This window comes from Pseudomonas sp. Z4-20, assembly GCF_051131955.1.
In the GTDB taxonomy this organism is placed as follows: domain Bacteria; phylum Pseudomonadota; class Gammaproteobacteria; order Pseudomonadales; family Pseudomonadaceae; genus Aquipseudomonas; species Aquipseudomonas marvdashtae.
In genome coordinates, this window is record NZ_CP071641.1 from 5,550,001 (window position 1) to 5,563,790 (window position 13,790).

The 13,790-nt window shown below is 57.9% G+C and carries 12 protein-coding genes and 1 rRNA gene (1 of these 13 running past the window's edge); 10 read left to right on the forward strand and 3 right to left on the reverse strand.

What is annotated here, in order from left to right; genetic code table 11:
• From J3P82_RS25195 to J3P82_RS25205, 3 genes are all read right to left on the reverse strand, one after another.
• Positions 1–740 (reverse strand): 16S ribosomal RNA (locus J3P82_RS25195); it reaches 797 nt to the left of the window's first position.
• A gap of 629 nt (positions 741–1,369) precedes the next feature.
• Positions 1,370–2,590 carry a CaiB/BaiF CoA transferase family protein gene (locus J3P82_RS25200; RefSeq protein ID WP_434559486.1) on the reverse strand — a complete coding sequence of 407 codons (1,221 nt, stop codon included), beginning with the start codon at positions 2,588–2,590 and terminating at the stop codon, positions 1,370–1,372.
• 13 nt (positions 2,591–2,603) lie between these two features.
• The gene (locus J3P82_RS25205; protein ID WP_434559488.1) at positions 2,604–3,785 is read right to left on the reverse strand and encodes an acyl-CoA dehydrogenase; all 1,182 of its coding nucleotides are present in this window, start codon (positions 3,783–3,785) and stop codon (positions 2,604–2,606) included.
• 158 nt (positions 3,786–3,943) lie between these two features.
• Here J3P82_RS25205 and J3P82_RS25210 point away from each other — a divergent pair, with 158 nt between their 5' ends.
• The 10 genes from J3P82_RS25210 (at position 3,944) to J3P82_RS25255 (ending at position 13,768) form a co-directional block, all read left to right on the forward strand.
• Complete coding sequence (locus J3P82_RS25210) at positions 3,944–4,843, forward strand: LysR family transcriptional regulator (RefSeq protein ID WP_434559490.1); 900 nt, start codon at positions 3,944–3,946, stop codon at positions 4,841–4,843.
• A gap of 428 nt (positions 4,844–5,271) precedes the next feature.
• The gene (locus J3P82_RS25215; protein WP_434559492.1) at positions 5,272–6,393 is read left to right on the forward strand and encodes a Re/Si-specific NAD(P)(+) transhydrogenase subunit alpha; all 1,122 of its coding nucleotides are present in this window, start codon (positions 5,272–5,274) and stop codon (positions 6,391–6,393) included.
• A 15-nt stretch (positions 6,394–6,408) separates the two neighbouring features.
• Entirely contained in the window at positions 6,409–6,732 is a 324-nt protein-coding gene (locus J3P82_RS25220) for an NAD(P) transhydrogenase subunit alpha (RefSeq protein ID WP_003187010.1), read from the forward strand.
• Positions 6,732–8,168 carry an NAD(P)(+) transhydrogenase (Re/Si-specific) subunit beta gene (locus J3P82_RS25225; protein WP_434559494.1) on the forward strand — a complete coding sequence of 479 codons (1,437 nt, stop codon included), beginning with the start codon at positions 6,732–6,734 and terminating at the stop codon, positions 8,166–8,168. The genes J3P82_RS25220 and J3P82_RS25225 overlap by 1 nt, the downstream gene beginning before the upstream one ends.
• 197 nt (positions 8,169–8,365) lie before the next feature.
• Positions 8,366–9,859, forward strand: coding sequence for an acetyl-CoA hydrolase/transferase family protein (locus J3P82_RS25230; RefSeq protein ID WP_434559496.1), 1,494 nt, complete (start codon positions 8,366–8,368; stop codon positions 9,857–9,859).
• Between the two features lie 320 nt (positions 9,860–10,179).
• Complete coding sequence (locus J3P82_RS25235) at positions 10,180–10,395, forward strand: DUF1127 domain-containing protein (RefSeq protein ID WP_434559498.1); 216 nt, start codon at positions 10,180–10,182, stop codon at positions 10,393–10,395.
• Between the two features lie 337 nt (positions 10,396–10,732).
• Positions 10,733–11,050 carry a DUF2388 domain-containing protein gene (locus tag J3P82_RS25240; protein ID WP_434559500.1) on the forward strand — a complete coding sequence of 106 codons (318 nt, stop codon included), beginning with the start codon at positions 10,733–10,735 and terminating at the stop codon, positions 11,048–11,050.
• Positions 11,051–11,154: 104 nt separating this feature from the next.
• On the forward strand, positions 11,155–11,463 hold the full coding sequence (locus J3P82_RS25245) for a DUF2388 domain-containing protein (RefSeq protein WP_434559502.1): 309 nt from the start codon (positions 11,155–11,157) through the stop codon (positions 11,461–11,463).
• Positions 11,464–11,489: 26 nt separating this feature from the next.
• A complete protein-coding gene (locus J3P82_RS25250; protein WP_186708198.1) occupies positions 11,490–11,810 on the forward strand; it encodes a DUF2388 domain-containing protein in 321 nt (106 codons plus the stop codon).
• A complete protein-coding gene (locus J3P82_RS25255; protein WP_434559504.1) occupies positions 11,807–13,768 on the forward strand; it encodes a DUF4105 domain-containing protein in 1,962 nt (653 codons plus the stop codon). Before J3P82_RS25250 ends, J3P82_RS25255 begins: the two co-directional genes overlap by 4 nt.
• Positions 13,769–13,790: the final 22 nt, after the last annotated feature.

The following is a 13,790-nucleotide window of genomic DNA, read 5'->3' on the forward strand; positions in this document are numbered from 1 at the left end:
CAGTCCAGGTGGTCGCCTTCGCCACTGGTGTTCCTTCCTATATCTACGCATTTCACCGCTACACAGGAAATTCCACCACCCTCTACCATACTCTAGCTCGACAGTTTTGAATGCAGTTCCCAGGTTGAGCCCGGGGATTTCACATCCAACTTAACGAACCACCTACGCGCGCTTTACGCCCAGTAATTCCGATTAACGCTTGCACCCTCTGTATTACCGCGGCTGCTGGCACAGAGTTAGCCGGTGCTTATTCTGTCGGTAACGTCAAGACACCAACGTATTAGGTTAATGCCCTTCCTCCCAACTTAAAGTGCTTTACAATCCGAAGACCTTCTTCACACACGCGGCATGGCTGGATCAGGCTTTCGCCCATTGTCCAATATTCCCCACTGCTGCCTCCCGTAGGAGTCTGGACCGTGTCTCAGTTCCAGTGTGACTGATCATCCTCTCAGACCAGTTACGGATCGTCGCCTTGGTGAGCCATTACCCCACCAACTAGCTAATCCGACCTAGGCTCATCTGATAGCGCAAGGCCCGAAGGTCCCCTGCTTTCTCCCGTAGGACGTATGCGGTATTAGCGTCCGTTTCCGAGCGTTATCCCCCACTACCAGGCAGATTCCTAGGCATTACTCACCCGTCCGCCGCTCTCAAGAGGTGCAAGCACCTCTCTACCGCTCGACTTGCATGTGTTAGGCCTGCCGCCAGCGTTCAATCTGAGCCATGATCAAACTCTTCAGTTCAAACATCTTTGGGTTTTGAGAAAACCCTAAACTTGGCTCAGCAATCGTTGGTTACATCTTTGATTTCTCGCGGAGTAACTTGTGATGCTGATAATCTGTTGACTAGCAGTCTGACTCCACAAGCACCCACACGAATTGCTTGATTCAGTTGTTAAAGAGCGGTTGGTTGAGTCTTTCGTCTCAACCGAGGCGCGCATTCTACAGCGCCTTGCGTATCTGTCAAGCGGTTATTTTTAGAAGTTTTCAAAGTTTCCTTATCAACTTCAACCACTTGCGCTTCCGATCTCTCGTTAGCGGGAGGCGAATTCTACAGCGTTAGTCGCTGCTGTCAACACCTCTTTTTCTCCGCTTTCGACCGAGAAGATCGAACCGCCGATAGAGCCAAACAACGCCGCTCTACCCGCTCCTTCCGTGCCTCGATGAACTGAAGCACGCTCACATCGAAACCTACTTAACTCGTTGAAACTCAAGGAGTTTTCCGTTTCGACTGCGCCGGAAGTGGGGCGAATTATAGACACCCAGGATTTGCCGTCAACCCTTTATTTCGCTTTAATTTCAATGAGCTGCCTGAGCTCCCGAAAACCGTGGACGCCTGCCTAGATAAGCAGCACCGTCTATATAGAAGGAAATCATAGAATGCCTGCGTCCTTGAAAGCCGTGACGGTCGCCGTGTCCATCCCCAGTACTCGCTGGAGCACTTCCAGCGTGTGCTCACCTAATAATGGAGGCGCACTTCGGTATTCGACAGGCGTTTCGGACAGACGAATCGGGCTGGCGACTTGCGGTACCCTGCCCGCCAGCGCGTGAGGCAGTTCTATTGCCAACCCGCGAGCTTTCACCTGAGGATCAGCAAACATTTGAGCCAAATCGTTGATCGGCCCGCACGGCACGCCAGCCTGCTCAAGCTGAATAACCCATTCAGCCGTCGTCTTGAATACCGTCGCCTGGCGAATCAACGGAATCAATTGTGCCCGATTCGCCACCCGCATCTTGTTTGTCGCAAACCGAGGGTCATCGGCCCATTGTGGCTGACCGGCAACCTCAGCGAATTTTCGAAACTGGCCGTCATTACCCACCGTAAGAATGAAGTCACCGTCGGCAGTAGGAAAATCCTGATAAGGCACAATGTTCGGATGCGCATTTCCCAACCGCTTCGGCGCAATACCTGTAGTCAGGTAGTTCATCGCCTGGTTAGCCAAGCAAGCCACTTGAACATCCAGCAATGCCATATCGATATGTTGCCCTCCACCCACATTATCGCGGTGAGCCAATGCTGCGAGGATGGCAACGGTTGAATACAGGCCTGTAAGAATGTCGGTCAGCGCAACGCCAACTTTCACCGGTCCAGCGCCTTCGTCTCCCTCCGGCCGGCCGGTCAGGCTCATCAAGCCTCCCAGCCCCTGGATCATGAAATCATACCCGGCCCTTTTGGCGTACGGTCCCGTCTGGCCAAACCCAGTAATCGAGCAATAGATCAAATGCGGGTTGATCAGTTTCAGCGAGTCGTAATCCAGGCCATAGGCCGCAAGCCCACCCACCTTAAAGTTTTCGATCAGGATGTCGGACTTGGCCGCCAACTCTTGGATCAGCTTCTGCCCCTCGGGACGCGTGAAATCGATAGTGACGGATTGCTTGTTGCGATTGGCCGACAGGTAATAGGCCGCCTCGGTCGTATTCTCGCCGTGGACGTCCTTCAAGAAGGGCGGGCCCCATGCGCGTGTATCGTCGCCATTGCCGGGGCGCTCGACCTTGATGACGTCAGCCCCCAGGTCCGCCAGGATCTGCCCAGCCCAAGGCCCGGCCAGCACCCTGGATAAATCCAATACCCGCAGATGCGAAAGCGCGCCCATGGTCGTTTTCCTATTAATAGAACGCCTGGATACCGGTTTGCGCACGCCCCAGGATCAGCGCATGAACGTCATGGGTGCCCTCGTAGGTGTTCACGACTTCCAGATTCACGAGATGACGAGCAATGCCGAACTCGTCGGAGATACCGTTACCGCCGAGCATATCCCGCGCCATACGCGCAATATCCAGGGACTTGCCGCAAGAGTTGCGCTTCATGATCGAGGTGATTTCAACCGCAGCCGTGCCCTCATCTTTCATACGCCCCAAACGCAAGCATCCTTGCAGAGCGAGAGTGATTTCGGTCTGCATATCGGCCAGTTTCTTCTGGATCAACTGGTTGGCCGCCAGCGGGCGTCCGAACTGTTGCCGGTCAAGCGTGTACTGGCGAGCGGTGTGCCAGCAGAACTCGGCTGCGCCCAACGCCCCCCAGGAAATGCCATAACGCGCCGAATTCAAACAAGTGAATGGCCCTTTCAAGCCACGCACATCTGGAAATATGTTCTCTTCCGGGACGAATACGTTATCCATGACGATCTCACCAGTGATCGAAGCCCGTAGACCGACCTTGCCATGAATGGCCGGGGCACTCAGGCCCTTCCAGCCCTTTTCCAGAACGAAGCCGCGGATATCACCCGCGTCATCCTTACCCCAGACCACAAAGACGTCGGCGATTGGACTGTTAGTGATCCACATCTTGCTACCCGTCAAGCTGTAGCCACCGTCCACCTTGCGTGCGCGAGTGATCATCGCGCCTGGGTCGGAACCATGATTCGGCTCTGTCAGACCAAAGCAGCCGATCCATTCCCCGGAGGCCAGCTTCGGCAGATACTTTTGCTTCTGTGCCTCGGTGCCGAACTCATTGATGGGCACCATGACCAAGGAGGACTGCACGCTCATCATCGAACGGTACCCGGAATCGACACGCTCCACTTCTCGGGCAATCAGGCCGTAGCTGACATAGTTCAAGCCGCTGCCGCCGTATTGCTCGGGGATGGTTGCCCCCAGCAGGCCTACCTCACCCATTTCACGAAAGATCGCCGGATCGGTTTTTTCATGGCGGAACGCTTCCAGCACTCGCGGCGCGAGCTTCTGCTGGGCGAATTGTTCGGCCGTGTCGCGAATCATGCGCTCTTCTTCAGTGAGCTGCTGGTCCAGCAAGAGCGGATCGATCCAGTTGAAACTCGCGTTACCAGCCATGAAAAAGTCCTCGCCAATGAAATGAAAAGTCGTGGACTGATCCTAGGCGCGGTTTCCTACGAGAGCAAACGAGGATTACGCATGCGCTTGTGCTAATTTCTCACTCCGTAAGGGCTTCTGAGGCCAATTCAAGCCCACCATGAGTGAGGTTGCCGTACATGCGCCGCAAAATCCCCAGCACCGCAGCCTTGATCAGTTTCGAGGCCGCCGCCCGCTACGAGAGCTTTACCAAGGCTGCGCAAGAACTATCACTTACCCAGGGGGCCATCTGCCGACAGGTCGCCAGCCTGGAGGATTTCCTGGGCGTTGAGTTGTTCCGACGTTCGAGGCGTGGCGTCAAACTGACCGAGGCAGGCCTTTCCTATAGTCGCCGGGTTGCGACCCAGTTGGACGCGGTCGAACGCGACACCCTTTCAGTCATGGGGCATACAGGCGCGAACGTTATCGAGCTAGCAGTCGTTCCAACGTTCGGCACCCAGTGGCTATTGCCGCGCCTGAAGGACTTTCAGAAGCAGCACCCTGAAGTCACGGTCAACCTGACCAACTGCACGCGCCCCTTTCTCTTTGCTTACACCGAGTTTGACGCGGCCATCTATTTCGGCGATGCCGATTGGTCCGGTACCCAATCACACAAGCTGATGGGTGAAAACCCGATGCCGGTATGCAGCCCCACCCTACTGGGCAACCGGAAGATGCTGACGCCGGCCACCATTGCCGAATTGCCATTGCTCCAGCAAACCACGCGCCCCTATGCCTGGCGCCAATGGTTCAATTCACAAGAGCTAACCATCCCACGCGACCTGACAGGCCCGCGTTATGAACTATTCTCCATGCTGGCCCAAGCGGCCATGCACGACATGGGTATCGCGCTGATCCCACCGTTTTTAATTCAGAGAGAATTGGCCGAAGGACGTCTGGTCATCGCCAACCGCAACGGATTGTCGAGCATCAAGGCTTATTACCTGATGATCCCGGAACGAAAAGTGGAATCCGCTTCCCTCCAGGCTTTTCGCGACTGGCTGGTCCATCAAGCCAACAACTATCTACCTGAAAGTTAAGGGAAAATTCTTATGCTGACCTCGTAGTCAGTTATATCGCAGCGCTACAGATATACGTTTATGTCGCATAAAGCCAAACTGTCATCAATTAGGAACATTCGTCCCACAAGCGTCTAAATACGTGGCGTTGAGCCATATTGTGCACCGCATGACCGCTTATTCAACTGGCCAATGGAAAAGTATGACTTTTTATAGAACGCTCAATATTTACGGGGCTTTCAAGGAACAAACCCCAGGGGTTGCGACATTCGGTCACAGGGTGACTTGTAGTTAATTTTCCGTCACCCGTCATAATCCCTTGAAGGGCTGTATTTTCGCCTGCAAAATGCCGCGCCCCGCCTTCCAGCGGGATCGTGCTGATCGGCCGCCCCAGCCGCACCATCCGAAGTGCCTGGGTTTACTCAATAAGATCACGCAGGAGATTTGACGTGCACATTGGTGTTCCCCTCGAAACCCAAACGGGTGAAACACGGGTTGCTGCTACCCCGGAAACCATCAAGAAGTTGATCGGCCAAGGCCATAAAGTCACTGTCCAAAGCGGCGCGGGCATCAAGGCCAGCGTTATCGACGGTGCCTATGAGGCAGCGGGCGCAACCATTGGCAGCGCCAGTGATGCGTTTGGCGCTGAGCTGATCCTCAAAGTGGTTGCCCCTAGCGACAGCGAACTGACGCTGTTCAAGAGCGGCACCGTTCTGGTGGGCATGCTCAATCCATTCAACAACGAAACCATTGCCAAGCTGGCCGAACGCGGCATCACCGCCTTTGCCCTTGAGGCCGCGCCACGGACTTCCCGAGCCCAAAGCCTGGACGTGCTGTCGTCTCAAGCGAACATTGCCGGTTACAAAGCCGTGCTGCTGGCCGCCCACCACTATCCGCGCTTCATGCCGATGCTGATGACCGCCGCTGGCACCGTGAAAGCGGCGCGCGTGCTGATCCTTGGCGCGGGCGTGGCCGGGTTGCAGGCGATTGCCACCGCCAAGCGCCTGGGTGCGGTGATCGAGGCTTCGGATGTGCGTCCGGCGGTGAAGGAGCAAATCGAATCCCTCGGCGCCAAGTTTGTCGACGTGCCTTACGAGACCGATGAAGAGCGTGAATGCGCCGTCGGCGTCGGTGGCTACGCCCGCCCCATGCCGGCCAGCTGGATGCAGCGCCAGGCCCAAGCCGTACACGAGCGCGCCAAGCAGGCTGACATTGTCATCACCACTGCATTGATTCCGGGCCGCAAGGCACCGACTTTGCTCAGTGCCGAAACCGTCGCGCAGATGAAGCCCGGCTCGGTGGTCATCGACCTCGCGGCAGCCCAGGGCGGTAACTGCCCGCTGACCGTGGCCGATCAGGTCGTGATTGAGAATGGCGTGACCATTTGCGGCCCGACCAACCTGGCCGGTGAAGTCGCGGCCGATGCTTCGGCGCTGTACGCCCGTAACCTGCTGGACTTCCTGAAGCTGGTCTTCACCAAGGAAGGTCAGTTCGACGTGAACCTGGAAGACGACATCGTCGCCGCGTGCCTGATGTGCCGCGACGGCCAAGTCATCCGCAAAAACGCCTAAGCAGGGATTCAGACAATGGAAGAGCTTATTTCCCCCGGTATCTACAACCTGATCATCTTCGTGCTGGCGATTTATGTCGGCTACCACGTGGTCTGGAACGTTACACCCGCGCTGCACACACCATTGATGGCGGTGACCAACGCCATTTCGGCGATCGTGATCGTCGGCGCCATGCTCGCCGCCGCGCTGACCGTAACGCCTCTGGGCAAGACCATGGGCACCCTCGCCGTGGCCCTGGCCGCCGTGAACGTGTTCGGTGGCTTCCTGGTGACACGCCGCATGCTTGAGATGTTCAAGAAAAAAGCCCCGAAAGCCGTAAAAGAAGAGGCGCCCAAGTAATGAGCATGAACCTGGTAACGACGCTCTACCTGATCGCGTCGATCTGCTTCATCCAGGCCCTCAAAGGCCTGTCGCACCCCACCACTTCCCGCCGAGGCAACCTGTTCGGCATGCTCGGCATGGCGCTGGCGGTGATCACCACTGTGGGCCTCATCTATAAGCTCGGTGCTGAGCTGGCCACTGCTGGCATCGGCTACGTCATCGTCGGCCTGCTGGTCGGCGGTACCGCCGGCTCGATCATGGCCAAGCGCGTCGAGATGACCAAGATGCCGGAGCTGGTGGCGTTCATGCACAGCATGATCGGCCTGGCGGCGGTGTTCATTGCCATCGCGGCGGTCGTCGAGCCGCAATCCCTGGGCATCGTCAAGCAACTGGGGGATCCGATTCCGGCGGGTAACCGCCTGGAGCTGTTCCTCGGTGCCGCCATTGGTGCAATCACTTTCTCCGGTTCGGTGATCGCGTTCGGCAAGCTCTCGGGCAAGTACAAGTTCCGCCTGTTCCAGGGCGCACCGGTACAGTTTGGTGGCCAGCACAAGCTCAACCTGATCCTGGGTCTGGCAACGCTGGGCCTAGGCCTGATGTTCATGTTCACCGGCAACCTCGGCGCATTCGCCTTGATGCTGGCCCTGGCCTTTGTCCTGGGCGTGCTGATCATCATCCCGATCGGCGGCGCGGACATGCCGGTGGTGGTCTCCATGCTCAACAGCTATTCCGGTTGGGCCGCAGCGGGTATCGGCTTCTCGCTGAACAACTCGATGCTGATCATTGCCGGTTCGCTGGTGGGTTCGAGCGGCGCGATCCTCTCGTACATCATGTGCAAGGCGATGAACCGTTCGTTCTTCAACGTACTGCTCGGCGGCTTCGGCAACACGCCGGACGCGGCTGGCCCGGCAGGCTCGAAAGAAGCCCGGCCGGTGAAATCCGGTTCGGCTGACGACGCGACCTTTTTGCTGACCAACGCCGACACGGTGATCATCGTGCCGGGCTACGGCCTGGCGGTAGCTCGGGCACAGCATGCGCTGAAAGAGCTGACCGAGAAGCTGACCCACCGCGGCGTCACCGTGAAATACGCGATCCACCCGGTGGCCGGACGCATGCCTGGGCATATGAACGTCCTGCTGGCCGAGGCCGAAGTGCCTTACGATCAGGTGTTCGAGATGGAAGACATCAACTCCGAGTTCGGCCAGGCTGATGTGGTGTTGGTGCTGGGCGCCAACGACGTGGTCAACCCGGCGGCGAAGAACGATCCGAAGTCGCCGATTGCCGGCATGCCGATCCTCGAAGCCTTCAAGGCCAAGACCATCATCGTCAACAAGCGCTCGATGGCCAGCGGCTATGCCGGTTTGGACAACGAACTGTTCTACCTCGACAAGACCATGATGGTGTTCGGTGACGCCAAAAAGGTGATCGAGGACATGGTCAAAGCGGTGGAATAATTCTCCCGTTTCGCCAAAAACGCCCCGCCTTGTCGGGGCGTTTTGATTTGTATCAAGGCAAAGCATTACCGATCCGGTAACAATGTTTTGCCTGAAACCCCCGTAATAGACGCCTTAAATGCGACTTTTGTAGCGGGTCGGGCAAAGCGCAAATTCTCTAGACTGCGCATCCAGCTTCCAGCCCGAGACGACCCTCCATGTACCGTGATCGCATCCGCCTGCCTTCGTTGTTGAATAAAGTGATGAGCGCTGCCGAAGCCGCCTTGTTGATCGAGGACGGCATGACCGTCGGCATGAGCGGCTTTACCCGCGCCGGAGAAGCCAAAGCAGTGCCCCACGCCCTGGCTGAGCGTGCCAAGGTCACCCCGCTTAAAATCAGCTTGATGACCGGGGCGAGCCTGGGCAACGACCTCGATAAGGAGCTCACCGAAGCCGGTGTGCTCGCGCGACGCATGCCGTTCCAGGTCGACAGCACGTTGCGTAAGGCAATCAACGCAGGCGAGGTGATGTTCATCGACCAGCATCTCTCGGAAACCGTCGAGCAACTGCGCAACGGCCAGCTCAAACTGCCCGATATTGCCGTGATCGAAGCAGTGGCCATCACCGAGCAAGGGCATATCGTACCGACCACATCGGTGGGTAACTCAGCCAGCTTCGCCATCTTCGCCCGGCAAGTGATCATCGAGATCAACCTGGCTCACAACCCAAATCTTGAGGGGTTGCACGACATCTATATCCCGACCTATCGCCCCACTCGCACACCGATCCCCTTGGTGAAAGTTGACGACCGTATTGGCAGCACCGCGATCCCGATCCCGCCGGAAAAAATTGCCGCCATTGTCATAACCAACCAAGGGGACTCGCCTTCGACAGTCGCCCCGCCAGACAGCGACACCCAGGCCATCGCCGATCACCTGATCGACTTCTTCAAGCAGGAGGTTTCGGCCGGGCGCATGACCAACAAGCTCGGGCCGCTGCAGGCCGGGATCGGCAACATCGCCAACGCCGTGATGTGCGGGCTGATCGATTCGCCGTTCGAAGACTTGACCATGTATTCCGAGGTTTTGCAGGACTCGACGTTTGACTTGATTGACGCCGGCAAGCTGAGTTTCGCCTCTGGCAGCTCGATCACGCTGTCGGGTCGACGCAATGCCGACGTGTTCGGAAACCTGGAAAGGTACAAGGACAAACTGGTGCTGCGTCCGCAGGAGATCTCCAACCATCCCGAGGTAGTGCGCCGCCTGGGCATTATCGGCATCAACACCGCGCTGGAATTCGACCTATACGGCAATGTGAACTCAACCCATGTCTGCGGCACGCGGATGATGAACGGCATCGGCGGCTCGGGGGACTTCGCCCGCAATGCTCACTTGGCGATCTTCGTCACCAAGTCGATCGCCAAGGGCGGTGCCATTTCCAGTGTCGTGCCGATGGTCAGCCATGTGGACCATACCGAACACGACGTCGATATCCTGGTGACCGAGATCGGCCTGGCCGACCTGCGGGGCCTGGCGCCACGGGAGCGGGCACGCGTGATCATCGACAATTGCGTGCACCCTTCCTATCGTCAGGCCTTGAACGACTATTTCGACGCCGCGTGCGCATTGGGTGGGCATACGCCGCATATCCTGCGCGATGCACTGAGTTGGCACCTGAACCTCGAAGAAACCGGGCGCATGTTGGCGATCTGATACAGCTGGAAAAACAACTGCTGCACATACAGTTATGATTGGAGCCCACCGCTCACGCGTCACCCGACAAAAACTGTACTTCTGTACTGGTGTTTTCCTACAGTCTTTTCCCAGAAAACCACGACTTAACCGCACAAATGCACCATAATCGCGCAGACAAGTACAGTTGCCTCGTTATTGACCAGTACACCACTCTTTAACAGTTAACTGGTCTCTCACAATACAAATGAACTGTATCTACAGTCGCTGGCCAAACGAGCAGATCATGGGCACCAGTTAAACCACTACCTAATCCCGCCACAAGCGGAAGGATGTCAACCATGGAACGTACACTCAGTTCCGAGCTGTTTTTCGAAGACAAAGCTGAAAACAACCAGGCTTCCATGCCTCTTCGCGTTATCGCCAACCTGATGTTGTGGCAGCGCCGCATTGCCAGCCGCCATCAACTGGCTCGTCTGGACTCGCGCCTGCTGGCTGATGCCGGTATCAGCGAAGCCCAACGTTACGAAGAGCTGAGCAAGCCGTTCTGGCGCTAACTCAGCGTCGCTGGCCCTGACCCACCGGGTCCACCGCCAGCACCGAATTGAACAAACAAGACCCGTCGCGGGAAACCGCGACGGGTCTTGTCGTTTATGGGGCAGATTTCAGTCGATCCACTAAACCATAACAGTTGAATATTTTTTATGTATTATTAGGTACAGTTTATCTACACCGCAGCCGGTGCGAGCCGCATGCGGTATAACGGGGTTATTCCCAGCTGTCAGCCAAGGCGTTCTGTCCTAATATCAATACAACGTGGCGAAGCGAGTCGAGCCTGCGTCTCTTCTTCCAGCTACCTGCACCTGCATTACCTCAATTCCCAAGGAGTTCATCATGATCCGTCTTCGCCTGCTCAGCACCGTTGCCCTGCTGGCCGTCGCCGCCCACTCCAACGCCAGCAGCTTCATCGTTACCACAGACTCCATTGTCGGTGCGCTCAAGGCCACGTCCGACGTCACCTCCGATGCAACCTCATCACTGCGGGACAACAAGATCGTCCAGGCCGCCCGAGATGACGCCGCCAGCTTCGTGGCCAGCGAAGGCGCCATCCGTGGTGTGAAGCTAGAAAGTGCGCTGGACTATATTCGCCAGCAGGCCCCCCAGATCAACGCCACCGACGCCCAACTGGCCCAGGCCATTCTGGTGATCTGAAGCAATGAAACGTCGGGCGCCTTATGGTGTTCCGATGTTTCAGCACTGGCTCTGGCCCGCAGGTTTGCGCTAGCCTTCAGGCTCGCCATCAACCGTCGAGTCCCATGCGTTTTTATCCAAATCCGTTTATCGCGTCTTGCCTAGTGGTTTTTTGCTGGCCTGTTCCGGCCCACGCCTTCGATGTGACCACCCAGCAAGTGGTGGCTAGCGGCTACGCCACATCCTTGGTGACCTCTGCGCCCTTCGACAATAAACTGGTCGTCGCCGCCCGTGATGACGCTGCGGTATTCGTTGCCAGCGATGGACAGCTGAGAGGTGCACGGTTGGAATCGGCCCTGGACTACATGCGCCGGACCCAGCCAAAACTTCACGCCAGCGACCTTGAACTGGCACAGGCAATTCTCGTCCAATAGTTATCTTCATTTTCCGGAGTCGTTCCATGCGTAGCCCGCTGATTGCTGCCGCCCTAGGCCTGCTGGTGTTGGCCGATGTGGCCCAGGCACAAACCCTGGTAGCCACCAGTAACATCATCGTTCGCGCTTCCCAGCGCACGATCGATTTCACTTCCGACACCACCACATCCATCCGTGATTCGAAGATCGTTCGTGAAGCCCACGACGACGCGGCCAGCTTCGTCGCCAGCAACGGCGAAATTCGTGGCGCTCATCTCGAGGCCGCCTTCGATACCTTGCGTACACGCGTGCCGGAAGCGCGCGACGCCAGTGACCAGGTTCTCGCCGAAGCCATCCTCGCATTGTGAGGCGGCTCGCCGCCTGGCTAACGGCCGGGGTCGCGCTGCTTATCGGCAGCACCGCCCAGGCCGGCCTGCAACTACACCTTAACGCCGACGGCTTGACGCCGGCGCAGCAGCAGGCCAGCCAGGCACTGCTCGACGAAGCCATGCAGGCATTGCCGCCACGCTTCATCGAGCGACTGGACCGCCGCATCGATGTTGGCTGGACTGACCAGATGCCCGCCAACGCCTACGGCCAGGCCTCCCTGGTGTCACAGCTGGACCTGAACCGAAACCTGCTGGACACCCTCACCGACGGCAGCGCCGCCACACAGAAGACCCAGCGCCCCCACGGCACGGTACGGCGGGAAATGCTCGCTACGGTCCTGCACGAACTGACCCACATTTATGACCGCTCGCGTCTATGGCCGGATGCCGAGCGTACCCTGATCCAGCGTTGCACCCGACGCAACAGCAGCGCCGGGTTGATTGGCCTGCCCGATGAATGCCGAGGCCAGAACGATCGCCGCTTTACACTGAGCGACGATCCTCGCTTGCTCGACCTGGCGGGTTGGCCGCAATACGTCGGCCGGCGCGGTGAACGGGAGCAGCACAATCGTCAAGTCGTCCGCAGCCCGGACCTTTACGAGACGAGCAGCCCCAAGGAGTTCGTCGCGGTCAACATGGAGTACTTTCTCCTGGACTCCAGCTATGCCTGCCGACGTCCCGCGCTGTATCGCTATTATCAGGAACACTTTGGTTGGGCCCCCGCCGCCAAGGACATCTGCGCAAAATCGTTCGCCTTCCTCAATGCCGGCAACGACTTCGCCAAGACGCCACTGGGCAAGGTCGATCCGGAACGGGTCTATGCCATTGACTACCTGTTGGCCGAAGCCAACCAGAACTGGGTCAGCCGCTGGGGCCACAGCATGCTCCGCCTGGTCATTTGCGCACCGGACCGGCCGCGTGGCCCGGACTGCCGCCTGGACCTGGACCAACACCTGGTGCTGTCCTACCGCGCCTTTGTGGGCGACGTGCAGTTGTCGAGTTGGGACGGGCTGGTGGGCAAATACCCGTCGCGCCTGTTCGTGCTACCGCTCGCCCAAGTGATCGATGAATACACCAAGACCGAATTGCGCAGCCTGGCGTCTGTACCGCTGAACCTGTCGCGCACTGAGATAGAGGAAACGGTCGAACACGCCGCCGAAATGCACTGGAGCTACGACGGCAGTTATTACTTCCTTTCCAATAACTGCGCCGTGGAAAGCCTGAAGCTACTGCGCAGCGGCAGCAACAACGAACAGCTCAAGGGCCTGGACAGCATCATGCCCAACGGCCTGCTGGAAGTGCTCAAGGGCCGAGGCCTGGCGGATACCAGCGTGCTGGATGATCCCAAGGAAGCCTTGCGCCTGGGCTACCGCTTCGACTCATTCCGTGACCGGTACCAGGCAATGTTCGAGGTGCTGAAGAAGCATCTGCCCATCAAGCAACAAACGGTGGAGGACTGGCTGGCCTTGGATGCCGCCGAGCGCCGCGTCTGGTTCGAACAGGCCGACCTGCGCACCAGCGCAGCGTTGTTGTTGCTGGAACAGGCCAGCTATCGTCGACAATTGTTGTTGGCACAGGATGAAGTCAAACAACGCTACCTCGGAGCCCGTGAACTGCAGAACGGCGGCATGGAACGGGCTAACGCGACGTTGCAGCAAATTCTAGCCAACAGCGGCTTCCTGAGCCGTCCGGCTGAACTGCTAGGCACCAGCGGCTACGGATTGCCGCAACCCAGCGAGTGGCAGCGCCTGGAATCAGAAAGCAGCTTGCGTCAGAAACAGCTGCAAACGCTGACAGGTGATCTGGACAAGGAAGTCCGGGCGTTGCTGGAACCGAGCCGCGCCGCTGAAATTGCTGCAAGCGAGGCCAATGTGAAAGCGATTGGCGAGCATTTGCGCAAGCTGCACAAGGCCGGAGGCGGGTTGGAGCTACCCTGAAGAAAACACTCCTGCAGTAACA